Source organism: Cutibacterium nasicola, from assembly GCF_052654715.2.
In genome coordinates, this window is the sequence record NZ_CP199745.2 from 532104 (window position 1) to 549958 (window position 17855).

Below are 17855 nucleotides of genomic sequence, written 5' to 3' on the forward strand. Positions count from 1 at the left end.
GCGAGCAATCCCGGGTTGTGGTTGGCTACCGTCATGGCAGAAGGCACGTGCGATGTCAGATCCGAAGTCGGGCGGTTGCGGACCGTCATCCTGCATCGCCCCGGCGACGAATTGCGCAGACTGACGCCGCGCAACAACGACAAGCTCCTGTTCGATGCGATGCCCTGGGTCGATCAGGCCCAGCGTGACCACGACGTTTTTGCGTCGATCCTCACAGACCGCGGCGTTGAGGTTCTCCTGCTCGGAGATCTGCTGCGCGAAACCCTCGACGACGACGTTGCCCGTCACCAGGCTGTTGACGATCTACTCGCTGATCTGCGGTACGGCGACGGGTTGCGAAGCTACCTGTGTCAACGCCTGTCGGAGCTGTCCAGTGACATGTTGGCGAAGGTGCTCATGGCCGGCCTGTCCAATGGTGAACTGGCCACCGTCGAATCCGTCGCGCCCCGCAGCCTGGTGACGAGCCTGCTGGCTCCCGAGGACTTCATCATCGACCCGCTCCCGAACCTGCTCTTCACCCGCGATTCCAGTGTCTGGGTGGGTAACCATCCGGCCGTGACATCCCTGACGATGCCGGCACGGCGCCGCGAAACCCAGCTGACCGACCTCATCTACCGTCACCATCCAAGATTCCTGGGACACAGCGACTGCTATGGCTGGCGGCTGGAGAACCTGGAAGGTGGGGATGTCATGCATCTGGGGGAGCAGGTCATGGCGATTGGTGTGGGGGAGCGAACCACCCCGTCGGGGGCTGAGCGTCTTGCCCGCACCGCCTTCGAGCTGGGAGTGGCTCACACCGTCCTGGCCGTGCCGATTCATCAGCAGCGCGCCACCATGCACCTGGACACGGTGTGCACCATGGTTGACGTCGACGCCGTCGTCATGTACCCCCAGATTGCTGACAGCTTGACGGCTGTTCCGCTCACTCCTGACGGAGACGACATTCGTATCGGCGAGCCTGCCCCGTTCCTGACGGCTGCTGCCGAGGCCATGGGGATCGACCGGATGCGTGTCATCGACACCGGCCTCGACCCCGTGACTGCCGAGCGCGAGCAGTGGGATGACGGTAACAACACCCTGGCGTTGGCACCGCGCGTGGTGGTGGCCTACGAACGTAACACGAACACCAACGCCCGTCTGGAGGCCGCCGGCATCGAGGTGCTGACGATTCCGAGTTCAGAGTTGGGATCGGGCCGCGGTGGTCCGCGCTGCATGTCGTGCCCAGTGCTGCGCGACAAGCTGTGAGGCGGGATCGCGATAGCATCACCGAAATGAGATCCGCAGCAGCGCTTGCAGTGACGGCACTGCTCGTCGTGACAGGGTGCGCTCCCTCACACGAGGGAGCCGTACCAAGCCCAGTTTCTGCATCCGCCACCCCGGTTCCTGCCGATGCGGACACCCTCGCGGACCTGGGGTGTGACCATGGTCCCCGAAACTTCCGGCTGCCCAAGGGCCTGGCTGTCACCTTGCGAGTTGATCACGTCAACAACGTCACCCTGCTCACGAAGCCAGATACGTCGGGCAGAGTCCACGACTTTCTGGCCGACAACCTGTCGGCGTCAGGGTTCACGGTGACGGGAAATGCCAACGGGTCCCTCACCTTCGTCTCAAATCGCGCTGATACGAAGGGATGGAGTGGAGCGTTCACCAGCTCCGACGAGGCCGCCGGGTTGACCCTGCGACACGGCTGAGCGTCACTCCCGCGCGCCAGTGACGCTCAGGTCGGCACGAGCTCAGGCCAGGTGGCCACCCTCCGGACCATTCCACAGCGACGACCATTCGACGTCGAGGTCCATGAGCATCTGGCGCAGCAAGGGTAGGGAGAGTCCGGTGACATTGTGCGGGTCACCGTTGATCCGGGTGATGAAGGCACCGCCCAAACCGTCGATCGTGAACGCCCCGGCCACCTTGGCGGGTTCGCCACTATCCACGTAGGCGTCGATCTCGGCGTCAGTGAGATCTGCGAAGGTGACGACGGTTTGGCCGACGCGGGTCTGATCGCGGATCTGACCGTTCTCGATGACGGTGACATGGTGTCCGCTGACGAGGACGCCCTGGTGACCTCTCATCCGGCGCCACCACTGCCGGGCGCGCTCGGCAGTGTGTGGTTTGCCGAGAATGCGGCCGTCAAGGTTGAGAACGGAATCGCAGGCCACCACGATCATTCGGTCCGCGGAGTACTCCTCAAGGATTCCGGACTCGATGACGGAGTGGGCCTTGAGGCGGCACAGCCTCGCCGTCATCGTGACGGCGTCCTCCCCGCGAAGACGGCTCTCATCAGCCCCCGACGCAATGACGACGGGTTCGATACCCGCGGAACGCAGTATCTGCAGCCGGGCTGGGGATTTCGACGCAAGAACGAAACACGTGGCCATGTCAGTAGCGTCGCAGGGACCCTCGCCAGGCCGCTTGCCCGGGCATGAATGGCTCGCGGATGGTGCGCCAATAGGACTTCCAACCGAAAGCGATCGGTCGGTCGTCGGGCACATAGGCGTTCGGGCCCGGACGGGTGAGCTCGGTCAGCACTGCGACGAGGGCGCCGAGCTCCTCGTCGGTGAGATGCCCTTTCGTGACTTTGATCGGATCATCGTCCATGGCGTGCCCACTCACAGCGGGATGTTCCCGTGCTTCTTGGGAGGTAGCGCCTCGCGCTTCGTGCGCAGCAGACGCAGGGTGCGGATGACCGAGGCGCGGGTCTCGTGCGGGTGGATGACCTGGTCGATCCAGCCTCGCTCAGCCGCCTGGTACGGGTTCGACAGGGTCGTCTCGTACTCGTCGACGAGCTCCTTGCGCTTGGCCTCCGGATCGGGATCGGTGGCCAGGGTGCGGCGGTGCAGGATGCTGACGGCTCCCTCGGCACCCATGACAGCGATCTGGGCCGTGGGCCAGGCGAGGTTGACGTCGGCACCGAGGGTCTTTGACCCCATGACGATGTAGGCGCCGCCGTAGGCCTTGCGGGTGACGACGGTCAACAGCGGCACCGTGGCCTCAGCGTAGGCGTAGATGAGTTTCGCGCCGCGTCGAATAATGCCGTCATGCTCTTGCTCCACGCCGGGCAGGAATCCGGGGGTGTCGACGAAGGTGAGCACCGGGATGTTGAAGGAGTCGCAGGTCCGGACGAACCGGGCAGCCTTCTCGGAGGCGTCGATGTCGAGAGTGCCGGCGTTGACCATGGGCTGGTTGGCGACGATGCCGATGACGCGGCCCTCGATGCGTCCGAATCCACAGATGACGTTCGGGGCGAAGAGCTCGTGGATCTCCAGGAAGGTGTCCTCGTCGAGCACGGTCGTGATGATCTCGTGCATGTCGTAGGGATGGTTCGCGGAATCCGGGATGAGGACGTCCAGCTTGCGGTCATGATCGGTGATCGTCAGGTCAGCCTCGCCGTCATCGTAGAACGGCGGATCCTCCAGGTTGTTCTGCGGCAAGTAGCTGACGAGGTCGCGGACGAACTCGAGGGCGTCGTCCTCGTCATTGGCCAGATAATGGGAGTTGCCCGACTTCGTGGAATGGGTACGGGCCCCTCCCAATTCCTCGAGGGAGACGTCCTCGCCGGTGACCTGCTTGACGACAGCTGGGCCGGTGATGAACATCTGGGAGGTCTGATCGACCATGACGATGAAGTCGGTCAGGGCGGGGGAGTAGACGTGACCGCCAGCTGCGGCGCCCATGATGATGGAGATCTGGGGAATGACGCCCGAGGCCCTGGTGTTGCGACGGAAGATGTCGCCGAACCGGGCCAGCGAGGCCACGCCCTCCTGAATACGAGCACCGCCGCCCTCATTGATGCCGATGAGGGGACAGCCCGTCTTGACGGCGAAATCAATGATCTTGCAGATCTTCTCGCCGTAGACCTCGCCCAAGGATCCACCGAAGATCGTGACGTCCTGGCTGAACACACAGACCGGACGACCATGGATCGTACCGACACCGGTGATGACACCGTCGGTGTAGGGACGTTTGCGTTCCATGCCGAAGTTCGTCGAGCGGTGACGAGAGAACTCGTCGAGCTCGGTGAAGGAATCCTCGTCCAGCAGCCGCAGAATGCGCTCCCGGGCGGTCATCTTTCCGGCGGCGTGCTGCTTCTCGATGGCCGAGGGGGATGCGGCATTGACGGCCTCGTCGATCCTCCGACCAAGGTCGGCGATCTTTCCTGCCGTGGTGTGGATGTCGATCTCCATGGGCCGAGACTATCCATCACAGGCGACAAGCGTGGTGTCGGGCCGCTTCCCGGGACGGAGGGTGGATAGTCTGTGCGGGTGCCTTCCACACCTGCTGCCATTGCTGATCGCGTCGTCGAACTTGCCGGGAACACCATGTTCACCGGGCCGCGCGGGGGAGGGGTTGCGTGCGTCGACTCCACCGGCTCGACCAACGCTGACATGGCCGCCTTCGTCCGCGCCGGAGGGACCTCGTTTCGCCTCCTCGTTGCTGATCACCAGGATGGTGGCCGAGGACGTTTCTCACGCAGTTGGCACGATGTCCCGGGAACGAGTCTGGCGATCTCTGCCCTGGTGCCCAATGATCGTCCCGCCCAGGACTGGGGCTGGCTCTCGATGGTGGCCGGACTCGCCGTTGTTGAGGCCATCGAGGAGGTCGGCGGGGCCGATCGCTCCCGGGTGACGTTGAAGTGGCCCAATGACGTCCTGGTGGATCTTGGCGCCGATCATGGTGGCAAGGTGTGCGGGATCCTGTCGGAGTGTGTCGATGGACCGGCGGGTCCACACGCCGTCATCGGGATCGGGATCAACGTGTCGATGGGGATCGACGAGCTGCCCGTCCCGACGGCGACCTCCCTGGCGTTGTGCGGGTTGAACCACGACAAGAACGAGTTGTTGGCCAGCTTGCTGGTCCACCTCGACGAGTTGCTGACGGTGTGGCTGGGGACCGGAACCGTGCGGGATCAGTACGTGGCGCGATGCGACACCATCGGTGCCCCGGTGCGACTGACCTTTGACCCGGAGATCATCGGTGGAGGTGACGAGGCTGTCGACGGTGTCGGCGTCGACGTTGATGTCAACGGTGCCATCGTGGTGGAGACCTCGCAAGGACGTCGCAGCTTCAACGCGGGAGATGTCACCCATCTGCGCACCAGGTGAGTTCCACCACGGCCCCCTGAATGTCCCGACCACCTAGACTGCTGACCATGACGACCCACATCCTGGCTCTTGGTGGCGGCGGTTTCTCGATGTCGAACCGTGGTGAGCCCACCGCTCTCGACCGTCACATCCTTGACCTGTCCGGAAAGTCCTCGCCCCTGGTGTGTTTTGCCCCCACCGCGGCAGCCGATGACCCGGTCTACGTCAATCGTTTTCTGGCCGCTTACTCGGTGCTGGGTGTGCGGACCATGGTGCTGACCCTGTGGCAGGGGGCGGCGGAGTCGGTGGAACGCCTTTCCCGGGCCGACGTCATCGTGTCAGGCGCTGGTTCGGCTGCCAACCTCATGGCGCTGTGGCGGATGCACGGTGTCGACCACGTCATCCGCCGCATGACCTCGTCACAGGATGACGTCGTGCTCGCCGGGGTGGCCGCCGGTGCGGCGTGCTGGTTCTCCGGCTGTCTGACTGACGCCTTCGGTGACCTGCGTGCCTGGCGAGGTGGCATGGGTTTGCTCGACGGGTCGTTCTGTCCCCACTTCGACGGCGAGTCGGAACGTGCCCCGATCTATGCCCAGTCGGTTGCCAACGGAGTTCTTCCCGCCGGTTACGCGGTTGATGATGGAGCGGCGATCCACTTCGCCGACGGTGAGTTCTCCGGCGCGGTTGCCGAGCGTGAGGAGGCCACGGTCTCGAGGTTCTCCGCATCCGAGGAGCCGACGTCGTCGGGAGTTCTGCGCGAGGAGCTCGACGTCACCGTGCTATTATGACCTCCCACGGCTGCTGCTGGAAGCTGTCACCGTATTCGTCGCCGTCATAGCGCCCGTCGGTCAGGTCAGCGAGGAGGTCCGCCACCCGGCGGGCACCCGGGACGTCATTGAGGACCATCTGGTCCGACGGGGTGGTGAGGACGAGTTTCCCGCAACCCATGATCCGATCGAACACGCCCGCCTGCCAGGACACGTCAACAAGGCTGTCGATCATCACGTCGTGACCTCGCCTGACCACGACGCCATGACGCAGCATCACGCGTCGATCGGTGACCGTCATCGTCGTGGTGAACCACTTCAACCACGGGACGACGGTGCCGACGAGGATGAGTGCGGCTGCGATGGCCGCGACGATCGGCCAGTACTGGGCTCGCATCTCGACCGTCATGAGTCCGAGCAGGGCAGCAGCCCCGACGACTGCCACGAACCCGACGACGACGGGCCAGGACAGCGCCTTGGCGTGACGACGAGAGTGCACCAGCACCGTCTCGCCATGATTGCGCCGCAGCGGCTGTCCGACTCGCACCATGGTTCCAGTATGGACGACCTCGCACTGTGAACGAGTCACGTGCGGGCGGTCTGTGTCCCGGAAGTCCTGCTGGATGTCCACATCAACGTCGAGAGTGTCCACTTCCCCTCGCCGCACTGGCCTTCTCGCCTGCCGCGGCCCCGCTGGGAACGGACGTGTGTCTGCCGACCTTCGTCCAGATGACCCACGATCTGGACACCACCTCGGCGACGGTCCAGCTCACCTTGACGTCGTTCATGATCGGCATGGCTGTCGGTCAGCTCTTCGTCAGGTACACCCTGGTTTTCTCGATCGGGGTCGGAGCCCTCTTCGCCCACGTCTCGACATCCCCATACGTGTTGCAGCAGCTCGGGTTGTCGTCCAAGCTCCATGCCGTGGCGTTTGTGATCAATTCGATGATGATTGCCGTGTCGTCGTTGGTGGATGTGCGGTTGGTACGTCGTTTCCACGTCCGCAACATCCTGCATAGGGCCTGCGGCACCATCTGCGTCACGACGATTGTCCTGCTCCTCAGCGGTGTCTTGACCCTGGCCTGTCTGGCCCTGACACGTCGGTCCTGAAGGCCTTGCCCGGTCAGCTTCGGCCACCTGCCCCGCAACGCTCGTGGAGAATCCGGGAAAACAGGTGCACTCCGCCTGCTGGGGTGGCAGCAGCCTTGTATCCTTTCGGCTTGGCCACGGGCGATCGTTGTCAACGCCAGGTCGGCCTTCGACGTGACCCCGATACGTGAGCGATCCGGCGGGCACATCCACGGGTGGAAGATCCGGGAGGACAGCTCTCCCGCGGTTCTGTGTCCGGTGGCCGTTACGATGAGGGTCGTGACCTCCTACACCATTGGAATTATTGGCGGCGGGCAGCTTGCCCGCATGATGCACCAGGCTGCGATCGGGTTGGGGGTGCGCACCCGCCTGCTGGCCTCCGACCCTGACGAGTCCGCGGCCCAGGTGATGTCTGACGTCGCCGTCGGCTCCCATCTCGACCACGACGCCGTGATGGACTTCGCGGCGGGGTGTGACGTCGTCACCTTTGACCACGAACACGTGCCGACCGTCCTCGTCGAGGAGATGGAACAGGCCGGGTACGCCGTGCGCCCAGGGGCGGCTGCCATGGTCCACGCTCAGGACAAGGTCGTCATGCGTGAGTTCATGGAGAAGGAGGGATTCCCGAACCCGGCCTGGAAGGTCTGTGACGCCCCCGACGATCTCGTCGCCTTCGGTGAGAAGCACGGCTGGCCCGTCATCGCCAAGACGTCTCGCGGCGGTTACGACGGCAAGGGAGTATTCAAGATCGACGGTCCCGGCGATGCCGGGGAACCCTTTGAGGCTGCCGGCGGACTGGCCGACGGCAAGCAGCCAATTCGTATCCTCGCCGAGGAGTTCGTCGACTTCCGTCGTGAACTGTCTGCCGTCGTCGTTCGCTCCCCATCGGGCCAGGGAGCCGCCTACCCGGTCACACAGACCATCCAGCGTCACGGGGTTTGCGCCGAGACGATCAGCCCGGCACCGGACATGTCCTCGGACCGCCAGGTGGAGCTGCAGACCATGGCTCTGGACATTGCTGGGCGCCTCGATGTCGTCGGAGTCCTCGCCGTCGAGCTCATGGAGCGCGAGGATGGTTCCGTCGTCGTCAACGAGCTGGCCACCCGACCCCATAACACCGCCCATTGGACCATTGATGGCGCGCAGACGAGCCAGTTCGAGAACCACATGCGAGCCGTGCTCAACCTTCCTCTCGGTTCACCGGCCCTGACCACTCCCGTGGTTGTCATGGCCAATGTCCTCGGCGGGTCCGAGGAGGACCTGACCGGGGCTCTGCAACACTGTTTCGCTCGTGACCCGGAACTGCGCGTCGAGTTGTACGGGAAGTCCGTGCGACCCGGCCGCAAGGTCGGTCACGTCACCTGCCTCGGTGACGACGTCGAGACGACTCGTCGCCGAGCGCACCATGCTGCCGCCTACCTCATGGGAGAACACGATGCCTGAGACCACCGTCAACAGCCGCAAGCCGCGTTGCGACACCAAGGTTGGGACAGCGGCCGGGACCGCACACCGGATGGCGGGTGACACCATGGGCCCGCAGGTGTCGATCATCATGGGTTCGGACTCCGACTGGCCGACGATGGAGCCCGCCGCCCAGGTGCTCACCGACTTCACCGTGGGATTCGAGGCGGACGTCGTCTCGGCCCACCGCATGCCCGAGGACATGGTCGAGTTCGGCCGTGGCGCCCACGAGCGCGGTATCAAGGTCATCATCGCCGGTGCCGGTGGTGCTGCCCATCTGCCCGGTATGGTTGCCGCGCTGACCCCGCTGCCGGTCATCGGAGTGCCGGTTCCGCTGGCCCATCTCGACGGCATGGACTCCCTGCTGTCCATCGTCCAGATGCCTGGTGGTGTACCGGTGGCGACGGTCGGTGTCGGTAATGCCAAGAACGCCGGTCTGCTGGCCGTGAGGATTCTTGCCGCATCGAATCCCGAGCTGTGCGACGCCATGGTCAAGTACCAGACCGAGCTGCACGACATGGCGGCCGCCAAGGGGGAGAAGGTGCGCACCCACTCGCGCCCCTGAGCGAGTCATCGATACGCGGATGGCCCCGAACTGTTGCGGTCCGGGGCCAGTTCGCTGCTTCTAGACCCTTGGTCAGATCAGGGACAGGGTCAGCGACATATCAACCGGGCGGGCGTACAACCGGTGGGACATGATCGGCATCGGGCCGCAGGAGGTCGATCCCAGCGGGGCCGAGAGGGCGTCGAGGGTCAGCCAGGTGTGGCCGTCGGGCTCCAGATCCCACGTGTGGGCGGCGTTGAACAGGGCCTTCGATGTCCAGGGACGAACCGCGAAGGCTGGCCAGCTGCCATCAGCAGCGATACGCAGACCACCGCCGGGGCCGGTGATCGTCAGGTCGTGGGCTCCCTGGCGAAGACCGTTCTCCTGAGGCATGACGTAAGGCGTCTGAAGACCTGCCACCTCGGAATCCCAACGCCCCCAGGTGGCGGCACGCCGAGAGTCCGGGTAATTCTCGGTCGGACCAAGTCCGAACCAGGACACGGTGGTCCATTCCTCAGGCAGGCCCATCGTCACGCCGATGCGACCCAGCATTGTCGGCCAGTGCCCGTGAGGCTCGACGTGGAGATCGAGATGGATCCCTTCGGATCCCTCGTCGGCCTGGACGGCTCGCCAATTCCACGTCGTCGTCATGGAATCTCGAGCAGCTGCCGCGGCACTACGAGTGACGACGACCAGGTCATCTCCCTCCTCGCGCACCGAGACCGTGGTGTGGACGAGCCGGTCGAGACCGGCAGCCAGCGCGGAGCCACCAATGTTGTTACGAGCCAGGCTGCTGGCCCGGTCGTTGCCGATCAGGGCGCGGAAGAGATCGAGAACCGGTGCGACGATGCCGTTCCCGCCCAACTCCACGAGACGACCACGACGGTCGAAGCGAGCAGGTCCGAGAACCCAGCCGCTACCGTCGCGACGCGGGTGGGACGATGCCGGAGGACACGGACGGGGGAGAGGCTCAGGGATCAGCAGGCCCGACGCCCGTGCCACCACGTGGCCCGCCTGAGCCCAGACGGTATCCTTGACCAACCTGGCCTCGACGACGACGACCATCCGGTCGGAGATCTCGTCGGGAACCGGCACGGATCCGGTCCAGGACTGATGAGCGGGCAGTGCTCCGATGTCCAGAACACCTTCGTCGGTGACCTTGCCGTCGTCGACGAGTTGCCAGACGAATTCGAGATCGGACAGATCGGCGAAGTCGAGGCGGTTGATGACGGTGATGCCGTCGCCGGCGCGCAAACGTGACCCGTCGACCTCGATACGTACCGCACCCATCGTCGCCGTGAACTCCAGCAGGCCGGGTGAGGGGATGCGGTCGGGCATGATGAGTCCGTCGCAGACGAAGTTCGAGTCATGCAGCACCTCGCCGAAGTCGCCGCCATAGGCATGTCCGCGTTCGGTGTCGATGCCGTGGTCGATCCACTCCCAGATGAATCCGCCGTGCATACGGTCGCGGTGGAAATGCGGGTCGAAACAGCGTTCCTCGTAGTCAGCAAGCTCTCCCGGACCATTTCCCATGGCGTGGGCGAACTCGCACATGAAGAAGGGAAGCTCGAGCTCGCGGCCGGTCTGCGGGGCAGGCTCGGCACCCGGCATGACGGTGCGATCGCGGATGGCCTCGACCCACTCCATCCTCGGGTACATGATGGTCCACACGTCGGAGATGGCGTGGGCGTGGTCACCCTCGTAATGGGTGAACCGAGACGGGTCGCGATGCTTGACCCAGTCGTTCATGAGACGAATGCCCTCACCGCAGTGGGACTCGTTGCCCATTGACCATCCGATGATCGAGGGATGGTTCTTGTCCCGTTCCACGGTGCGTTGGATGCGGTTGAGCAGGCAGTCGTACCAGCGATCGTCGCCAGTGGGGTTGCCGTCCCAGCCACCCCACTCGAAACCGTGGGTCTCCAGGTCGCACTCCAGGAGTACCCAGACCCCGTACTCGTCGCACAGGTCGAGGAAGCGGGCATTCGGCGGGTAGTGCGAGGTGCGGACGGCATTGACGCCGTGGCGCTTCATGAGCTCGAGGTCAGCGCGCATGGTCGCCTCGTCGAGGGTGCGTCCGGTGTGCGGATCCCACTCGTGCCGGTTGACGCCTCGGAAGACGACCTTGTTCCCGTTGACGGTGATGACGTCCCCGTCGATGGCGACGGTGCGGAACCCGATCCGCAGGGAGACGGTCTCGGAGCCGGTCGATACGGTGGCGTCGTAAAGCTTCGGGGTTTCAGCAGTCCAAGGTCGCGCGTCGGGGATGGTCACCTCGGTGTTGCAGGTGGTGGTGACGTCGAGTTCCGGAATGGTGACGGTGGCGCCGCCGGGTCCGTCAATGGTGAGCTTGCCGGTCCCGTCGCGCCAGGATGCGTGGACGAAGAGGTCGTTGATGCCGCCGTGCGGGCGTGCCAGCAACGTGACCTCGCGGAAGATCCCCGACATCCGCCACATGTCCTGGTCCTCCAGGAAGGTGCCGTCGGACCACTGGCTGACGGCTGCCGCCAGCACATTGCGGCCGGGGCGCAGCTGCGCAGTGACGTCGAACTCACTGGTGAGACGCGAACCCTTGGTCCAACCCAGCTCGACTCCGTTGAGCCAGACGCGACAGAAGGAGTCGACTCCCTCGAAACGCAGCAACACCCGTTCAGCGTTGGTGAAGTTCTCACCGACTTCGAAGGTGTGGCGGTAGCACCCGGTCGGATTCTCATCGGGAACGACGATGTCCTCGTCGGGCGCCGGGACGGGGATCGGGTAGTTGACGTTGAGATATGTGGGGCGGCCGAAGGGTGCCTCGCCCGCCGGGTCGGTCATCTGCCACATCGAAGGAACGACGAGGTCGACGAAGTTGGTGTCGTTGAACTCTGGGTCGAAGAAACCCTCCGGTGCCTCAAGGGGGGAGCCAACGAGCTGGAAACGCCAGGTTCCCGACAGGTCGAGGGTGGGGGCGTCGGTGCGAAGGTGGGCTCGTGGGGCCACGGGTCCCTGCCACGGGACGAGGTTCGTCAGGGCGGCGTCGATCCCTGGGGCGGTGTCGGCATTGGCAACCATGAGCACCACCGTAGAGCTCGCCGGTGAAAACGTGTACATCTCGGTTTCAACGGATGAGCGCCACGAGTTTCCACGTGGGGTGTGACCGGTCAGCAGGCACGCCCGTGGTGATCCCGGAAGATGCGTGTCTCACGAGCAGGAGGGGTGGCAGTACCGGCATGGTTTCCCGGAGTTACCACGGTCTGCCCACACCATCACGGCTGTCACGGGTGTTTCAGACCGTGGTACGACTGGAAAAATCGACGCTGCCAGCCGATGGTCGATCGCGGCGTCGTGGTGTCAGGTCAGGACAGTTCGGTCACCCTCGAGGTGTCACCGTTCCTCAGTTCGCCCCACAGCTGGGCCGCCTTCTTGTCATTCCACAGCACCGAGGAGCCTGCCGAGGTGTAGGCCGAGACCGTCGACACCGGGACTGTCATCCTGATGCCGTCGTTGCCGGAAACCTTCATGAGTCCGCGAGCAGCCTTGAGGGTGGTCACGGTCGAGGTGTCGGTGCCGAGCTTCACCGCGTCCGAGGCCGCCATGTTGAGGTTCCAGTAACGCACCGGGTTGATGAAGGTCCACGGGCTGATGGCCTTCTGCGCGACCTGGGAAGCCACCTTCTGCTGTCTCTTGACGCGCCCCAGGTCACCCTCAGGATCGGCCTTGCGCATGCGGACGTATCCCAGGGCCTGAACCCCGTCGAGGGTCTGGGTACCGGCAGGAAGGTTGGTGTGGGAATCCTTGTCGACCATCGGCTTGTCGAGGGTCACCTCGACCCCCCCGACTGCGTCCACCACTTCCACGAAGCCGCTGAACCCGATCTCGACGTAGCCGTTGATACGCAGGTCAGTGGCCTTTTCAATGGTCTGGACCAGTAGCTTGGCACCACCGATCGAGTAGGCGGCGTTGAGCTTGTTGCGATTGTGCCCGGGGATGGGCAGGTACGAGTCGCGTGGCAGGGAGATGAGGACGTTCTTTCCCTGCGGCGGCATGTAGAGCAGCAGCATGGTGTCGGTGCGAACGCCGCCCTCGGTGCCGGTACCCAATTCCTTCTGTTGCTTCGTCGTGAGGTTCTGCCTCTCGTCGGTGCCGACGAGGAGCACGAGGGTGCCGGGATGACTCGCACCCCGCGGACCGTCCGGGGTGGCGTCGACGGTTCCGGTCCGGCTCAACGCATAGGACGGTACGGCGACAAGCCACACGAGCCACGCCAACAGCAGCACCATGATGGTCTTGAAGGGGTGCCGACGCTTGCGGGGGTGCGGTGCGGGACGACTCGCAGGCTGGCGCGGACGAGGAGGTGGAGGGGCTTGGCGCGGGGGCCGCCGGGCCGATTGGCCGCCAGATCGGTACGGGTCGGGGGCAGGACGCCGGGAGGTTCGCGGTTGTGGGGCTGGACGGGTGGATCGGTCGGTACCCTGCCGGGAGTGCGGGCGTTGACCACCCTGCGAGCGGCCCGCCCCACTGCGGGGTCGGCCCGATTCGCTGCGTGGTGCAGGTGTCGGATCGATACGGGTGGCGTCGTTGGCGTCGACTCCGTACAGCCAGTCCAGGTCGGACTGACGAGATCGCTTGTCGCGAGGACCGCGCCCGGTGTCTCGGTTAGGCATGAATTCCACGGTAGCCGCAGGTCAACGCAGATTCGTGAGCCTTGTCGGGCGAGTCCCGTGTGCCGCAGGATCCACAGTTTCTTCCGAACTGGCACAATGTCGTTCATGTCGTCATACCTCGCGCCCCCGGTCAGTGTTGTCATACCGGTGAGAAACGAGGAACGGTATCTCGAGGAATCGGTGGCTGGTGTCCTCAACCAGGGCTACCCGGGGCAGATGGAGATCATTCTCGCCATCGCTCCCAGCACTGATCGCACCGCTGAGATTGCCCGGCAGTTGGCTGCACGTGACGATCGCATTCGGGTCATCGACAATCCCGACGGAACGACCCCCAAGGCCCTCAATCTCGGTGTGGCCGCTTCCCAGCACGACATCATCGTGCGCGTCGATGCTCACGGTGAGCTCGGCCCGGAGTACATCGCGACGGCGGTCGAGCTGTTGGAGCGAACCGGGGCGGCCAATGTCGGTGGAATCATGGATGCCAAGGGCCGTACCCCCTTCGAGCAGGCCGTCGCTGTCGCCTACACCTCGAGGCTTGGCCTGGGCAGCAGCTCATTCCACCAGGGAAATGCCCCGGAAGGGCCAGCGGAGACGGTCTTCCTCGGGGTGTTCCGCAAGGCGGATCTGGAGGCTGTCGGCGGCTTCTGCCCCGAATTTGATCGCGCTCAGGACTGGGAGCTCAACTACCGCCTGCGTCAGTCGGGACGAGAAGTCTGGTTCAGCCCCAATCTCCGGGTGACCTACCGACCCCGCTCCACCGTCAAGGCGTTGGCCAAGCAGTTCTTCCGCACCGGCCAGTGGCGTCGCGAGGTCATGCGTCGCCATCACGACTCGGTGAGCTTGCGTTACCTGGCCGCTCCCATCGCCGTCACCGGGGTCGTGACGGGAACGGCCCTCGGAGTCGTCGGAATCGTCGAGGCGGCCAAGGGCAAGCCTTGGCTGAAGCGCTGGCCCCTCATTGGATGGGCGGCTCCGCTGGGCTACGGAAGCATCATCGGGGTTGGATCGGCCGCGATGAAACGCGACATGGAGCCGAGCGTCCGGGCCCGCCTGCCCATGGTGCTGGCGATCATGCACATGAGTTGGGGAGTCGGATTCCTCGTCGGTCTCGGTGAGCGTTCCGAGGACTGACCTCACACCTCGACGGCACCTTCCTGGGCGGAGATGGCCCCGAGATCGTCGCTCGATTCGACCAGGACGAGTGATCCGCCGCCGAGCAGGCAGCTGACAAGGATCGTGGCGACGAGTTCGCCACCACCGACGTGAATCCGTTCCGGGGAGAGCAGCACCGGTCGGTCCAGTGGCGCGACGCCACACAACTGTTCCCCGGTCCATTCCTGACATCCCTTGAGCCACACCGACCCGGCAGCGGCGGGTCGTGCAGCGACGAGGTCGTCAGGGCCAGCCAGCACGTCCGCGTTGTCAATGGCGCCCGGGATGGGGTTCTGGCACGGGGTTGCCAATGGCGTGAGGCTGCACTGGACGAGGACCTCGGGGGAGCCGACAGGGTCGGTGGCCAGGCCGGTCACTTCCACCGCGGCTTCGTCCTGCCCGGTGAGGTCGACCCGTAGACCGGCCCACCAGGAGGCCAACAGCCACACACAACTGGTCCAGTGGCCAGGGCGTTGCCCCAGGACCGACAACCTCGCGACGTCTCCTGCCGCGATCCCCTCGGAGTCGAGGAGGTGAACGGACTTGGTCACCCAGGTGAGCAGGGTGCGGGCGGACAATTCACCGCGATCTGTGCCGTCATACCAGGTCAGGATCGGCAGCGCACCCGCCTCCTCGCTGCGACGCCACAGGGCGGTGAGCGGGTCGGAGCTGCGGGAGGCGGTCGGTCGGGCCAGGGAAACCATGGCCACCATTGTGAAGGATGAAACGCCGCGGTGCGTCCAACACGGTTGCGTCGGTGTGGTCAGATACTCTGTCGACATGCAACACGTCCTCATCCTGGCAGGCGGGTCCGGTACGCGCCTGTGGCCACTGTCTCATCAGGGAGAGCCCAAACAGCTGCTGGAGCTCATTGACGGGATGAGCCTGCTGCGGATGGCCTACGAGCGGGTGGCCGGTCTCGTTCCGGACGCCAACATCTTGGTGTGCACCGGCGCCTCGTATGCCGATACCGTGGCCAAGCTGTTGCCGGAGCTCCCGGCTGAGAACATCCTCGGTGAACCGGTCGGACGGGACTCCCTCAATGCCGTGGCATGGCCGGCTGGCATCATCGCTGACCGCGATCCTGACGGCGTCATGGCTGTCGTCACGGCTGACCACATCATCCGTCCTGCTGACGACTTTCGCGCCGCCTTGCAACACGGATTCGATCTCGCCACGGACGACCCTGCCGCCTTGGTGACCTTCGGCGTCGTCCCCACCGAGCCAAACACCGGTTTCGGTTACCTTCACCGGGGTGGCCCGCTGGATTCGGATCCTCGTGGTTACAAGGTTCTCGAGTTCGTTGAGAAGCCCAGCCCGGAGCTTGCCCGCGAATACCTCGATTCAGGCGAGTATTGGTGGAACTCCGGCATGTTCGTCTGGCGGGCATCGACCCTGTTGAACTGTGTGTCCCAACTCAAGCCCCGGACCCGCCACCAGGTTGACGAGCTTGTCGCCGATCCGTCCCGGATCGCCGAGGTGTACCCGCTCATGGAGAAGGTCTCCGTCGACATCGCGGTGATGGAACCGGCCTCCCACGGCGGATGCGGAGTACATGTCGCTGCGATTCCGCTGGAGATCCAGTGGTACGACGTCGGCTCCTATGAGGCCTTGGCCCCTCACCTGCCTGAGGACGGTGGGGGTAACAACGTGACGGGTATGACCGTCACCGTCGACTCAGCCGGGAATCTGCTCATCAACGACCGTCCTGATACCGTGCTTGCCGTGGCAGGTTTGCACGGCATGGCCGTGGTGAGCACCGACCGTGCCACCCTGGTGGTGCCGCTCTCCCACTCCCAGCAGGTCAAGGCTCTGGTGGCTGAGGTGGCTGCCCAGGCGGGAGGACGATTCGCGTGAAGAACGCCCGGGAAATCCGCGAGCCCATTGCATGGACCGTCATCGTCGTCAGTATCGGATTTCTCGTGGCCTTCCTGGTGCGGGCCGTCACGATGATGATCCACGAGCACAGCGGCCTTTTCGGAATGGCTCGTAGCTTGTCGGGAAGTTCGCTGGGCATCGGCATGATCCTGTTGCTGCTGGCCGCGGTCCTGGTGTGCCGGTTCATTCGTCCGGCGACTCCTCATGCCGAATTGCTCGGCAAGGTGTCTGCTCTCATCGTGGCGAGTGCTGCCGGATTCGACCTCATCCTTGCTCTGCTCGCTCCCGTTCATGGTCCTGGGGGAGTTCTGGGGGCGTCCCTGGGGCTCTTCGGTGACCTTCTGGCCATTGCCATCAAGGTCCTGGCTGCGTGGGTACTGCTGGTGCTGACGCGGCCGGAGGCAGCCACTTCTGACGAAGCCGAGGGTTCCGACGTGGAATCTGAGGCGGAGGGTGTGAAGCTGGAACCTGCAGGTCAACTCGCGGTCACCCAGGAGGCTGACATCCCCGCTCAGGAGGAGTTCAGCTGGCCTGAGGGTGTCGGTGCGGTCTGGACGAGGGCCGGTGATGCGGCGAGTGGCGAAGGCGCATCCGCATGGGACCCTGGTCAGACCAGAAACGCTCAGAAGTGGTCGAGCGATTCGACATCTCAACAGGTCGGAGGCGACGCAGAGGGCCACCAGTGGTCGAACGACCGCGAATGGCGGTGAGAATCAACCACACCTCTGCCATGATCCCCGATGCGACACGCCGGTAGTTGCGGGGTTTTCCCGAGATGGAGTCGCGCGCTGAATCTCACACGTGTAGTTTGTGCATCGGCGCGGAACCCGCCGCGTCTGATCTCGAGGAGCTTCCCCCATGGACGAGATTCTGACTTTGGTTGCCGGAGGCGGTGACGACGAGCCGGAGTGGCATGACAAGGCCTTGTGTGCCCAGACCGATCCGGAGGCGTTCTTCCCTGAGAAGGGCGGATCCACCCGTGAGGCCAAGCGTATCTGTGAGTCCTGTGAGGTGCGTCGGGAGTGCCTGGAGTACGCCCTCGAAAACGACGAGAGGTTCGGAATCTGGGGCGGGTTGTCCGAGATGGAGAGGCGTCGACTGCGCAAGCGGGCGTGACCATTCTCGCGTCAGACTACGGTGATGAGAGCCCGGTAGTATTCCCTGTCTGCCCGGAGTTACCGTCGGCGCGATTGATGTGTGTGATGATCAATCGTGTACATGTGACGTGCACGCCGAGCTC

The 17855-nt window shown here is 64.5% G+C and carries 18 protein-coding genes; 11 read left to right on the forward strand and 7 right to left on the reverse strand.

Annotated features, from left to right (window positions below; translation table 11 throughout):
* The first annotated feature begins 33 nt into the window (after positions 1-33).
* Both ACUCCZ_RS02440 and ACUCCZ_RS02445 read left to right on the forward strand, forming a co-directional pair.
* On the forward strand, positions 34-1245 hold the full coding sequence (locus ACUCCZ_RS02440; protein ID WP_435917771.1) for an arginine deiminase: 1212 nt from the start codon (positions 34-36) through the stop codon (positions 1243-1245).
* A 26-nt stretch (positions 1246-1271) separates the two neighbouring features.
* On the forward strand, positions 1272-1691 hold the full coding sequence (locus ACUCCZ_RS02445) for a hypothetical protein (RefSeq protein WP_435917770.1): 420 nt from the start codon (positions 1272-1274) through the stop codon (positions 1689-1691).
* A gap of 42 nt (positions 1692-1733) precedes the next feature.
* Here ACUCCZ_RS02445 and ACUCCZ_RS02450 read toward each other — a convergent pair whose 3' ends face one another.
* From ACUCCZ_RS02450 to ACUCCZ_RS02460, 3 genes are read right to left on the reverse strand one after another with little or no spacing between them, the layout of a single operon-like run.
* Positions 1734-2327: a Maf family protein gene (locus ACUCCZ_RS02450; protein WP_435933368.1), complete on the reverse strand. Its 594-nt coding sequence runs from the start codon at positions 2325-2327 to the stop codon at positions 1734-1736.
* 49 nt (positions 2328-2376) lie between these two features.
* Positions 2377-2610, reverse strand: a complete 234-nt coding sequence (locus tag ACUCCZ_RS02455; protein ID WP_435917768.1) for an acyl-CoA carboxylase subunit epsilon — start codon at positions 2608-2610, stop codon at positions 2377-2379.
* Positions 2607-4181, reverse strand: coding sequence for an acyl-CoA carboxylase subunit beta (locus ACUCCZ_RS02460; protein WP_435917767.1), 1575 nt, complete (start codon positions 4179-4181; stop codon positions 2607-2609). The genes ACUCCZ_RS02455 and ACUCCZ_RS02460 overlap by 4 nt, the downstream gene beginning before the upstream one ends.
* Before the next feature lie 201 nt (positions 4182-4382).
* On the opposite strand from ACUCCZ_RS02460, the gene ACUCCZ_RS02465 reads away from it, so the two are divergent.
* Both ACUCCZ_RS02465 and ACUCCZ_RS02470 read left to right on the forward strand, forming a co-directional pair.
* Entirely contained in the window at positions 4383-5099 is a 717-nt protein-coding gene (locus ACUCCZ_RS02465; protein ID WP_462981554.1) for a biotin--[acetyl-CoA-carboxylase] ligase, read from the forward strand.
* A 47-nt stretch (positions 5100-5146) separates the two neighbouring features.
* The gene (locus ACUCCZ_RS02470) at positions 5147-5866 is read left to right on the forward strand and encodes a Type 1 glutamine amidotransferase-like domain-containing protein (protein WP_435917765.1); all 720 of its coding nucleotides are present in this window, start codon (positions 5147-5149) and stop codon (positions 5864-5866) included.
* Here the strand turns inward: ACUCCZ_RS02470 and ACUCCZ_RS02475 are convergent.
* Positions 5850-6395, reverse strand: coding sequence for a PH domain-containing protein (locus tag ACUCCZ_RS02475; RefSeq protein ID WP_435917764.1), 546 nt, complete (start codon positions 6393-6395; stop codon positions 5850-5852). The two genes, ACUCCZ_RS02470 and ACUCCZ_RS02475, sit on opposite strands and share 17 nt — an antisense overlap.
* Before the next feature lie 179 nt (positions 6396-6574).
* Here ACUCCZ_RS02475 and ACUCCZ_RS02480 point away from each other — a divergent pair, with 179 nt between their 5' ends.
* From ACUCCZ_RS02480 to purE, 3 genes are all read left to right on the forward strand, one after another.
* Positions 6575-6955: an MFS transporter gene (locus ACUCCZ_RS02480; protein WP_435917763.1), complete on the forward strand. Its 381-nt coding sequence runs from the start codon at positions 6575-6577 to the stop codon at positions 6953-6955.
* Between the two features lie 249 nt (positions 6956-7204).
* On the forward strand, positions 7205-8377 hold the full coding sequence (locus ACUCCZ_RS02485) for a 5-(carboxyamino)imidazole ribonucleotide synthase (protein ID WP_435917762.1): 1173 nt from the start codon (positions 7205-7207) through the stop codon (positions 8375-8377).
* Positions 8370-8960 (forward strand): 5-(carboxyamino)imidazole ribonucleotide mutase, encoded by a 591-nt coding sequence (gene purE, locus ACUCCZ_RS02490; protein WP_435917761.1) that lies wholly within the window; start codon positions 8370-8372, stop codon positions 8958-8960. Before ACUCCZ_RS02485 ends, purE begins: the two co-directional genes overlap by 8 nt.
* A 72-nt stretch (positions 8961-9032) precedes the next feature.
* Here the strand turns inward: purE and ACUCCZ_RS02495 are convergent, their stop codons facing one another.
* Both ACUCCZ_RS02495 and ACUCCZ_RS02500 read right to left on the reverse strand, forming a co-directional pair.
* Positions 9033-11993 (reverse strand): glycoside hydrolase family 2 TIM barrel-domain containing protein, encoded by a 2961-nt coding sequence (locus tag ACUCCZ_RS02495; RefSeq protein ID WP_435917760.1) that lies wholly within the window; start codon positions 11991-11993, stop codon positions 9033-9035.
* A gap of 284 nt (positions 11994-12277) precedes the next feature.
* Complete coding sequence (locus tag ACUCCZ_RS02500; protein ID WP_435917759.1) at positions 12278-13585, reverse strand: LCP family protein; 1308 nt, start codon at positions 13583-13585, stop codon at positions 12278-12280.
* 105 nt (positions 13586-13690) lie between these two features.
* On the opposite strand from ACUCCZ_RS02500, the gene ACUCCZ_RS02505 reads away from it, so the two are divergent.
* Positions 13691-14716 (forward strand): glycosyltransferase family 2 protein, encoded by a 1026-nt coding sequence (locus ACUCCZ_RS02505; RefSeq protein WP_435917758.1) that lies wholly within the window; start codon positions 13691-13693, stop codon positions 14714-14716.
* A 2-nt stretch (positions 14717-14718) separates the two neighbouring features.
* Here ACUCCZ_RS02505 and ACUCCZ_RS02510 read toward each other — a convergent pair whose 3' ends face one another.
* Positions 14719-15450 (reverse strand): TIGR03089 family protein, encoded by a 732-nt coding sequence (locus tag ACUCCZ_RS02510; RefSeq protein WP_435917757.1) that lies wholly within the window; start codon positions 15448-15450, stop codon positions 14719-14721.
* Positions 15451-15517: 67 nt separating this feature from the next.
* On the opposite strand from ACUCCZ_RS02510, the gene ACUCCZ_RS02515 reads away from it, so the two are divergent.
* The 3 genes from ACUCCZ_RS02515 (at position 15518) to ACUCCZ_RS02525 (ending at position 17731) form a co-directional block, all read left to right on the forward strand.
* Complete coding sequence (locus ACUCCZ_RS02515) at positions 15518-16594, forward strand: mannose-1-phosphate guanylyltransferase (RefSeq protein ID WP_435917756.1); 1077 nt, start codon at positions 15518-15520, stop codon at positions 16592-16594.
* Positions 16591-17325, forward strand: coding sequence for a hypothetical protein (locus tag ACUCCZ_RS02520; RefSeq protein ID WP_435917755.1), 735 nt, complete (start codon positions 16591-16593; stop codon positions 17323-17325). The genes ACUCCZ_RS02515 and ACUCCZ_RS02520 overlap by 4 nt, the downstream gene beginning before the upstream one ends.
* Positions 17326-17473: 148 nt before the next feature.
* Positions 17474-17731 (forward strand): WhiB family transcriptional regulator, encoded by a 258-nt coding sequence (locus tag ACUCCZ_RS02525; protein WP_435917754.1) that lies wholly within the window; start codon positions 17474-17476, stop codon positions 17729-17731.
* Positions 17732-17855: the final 124 nt, after the last annotated feature.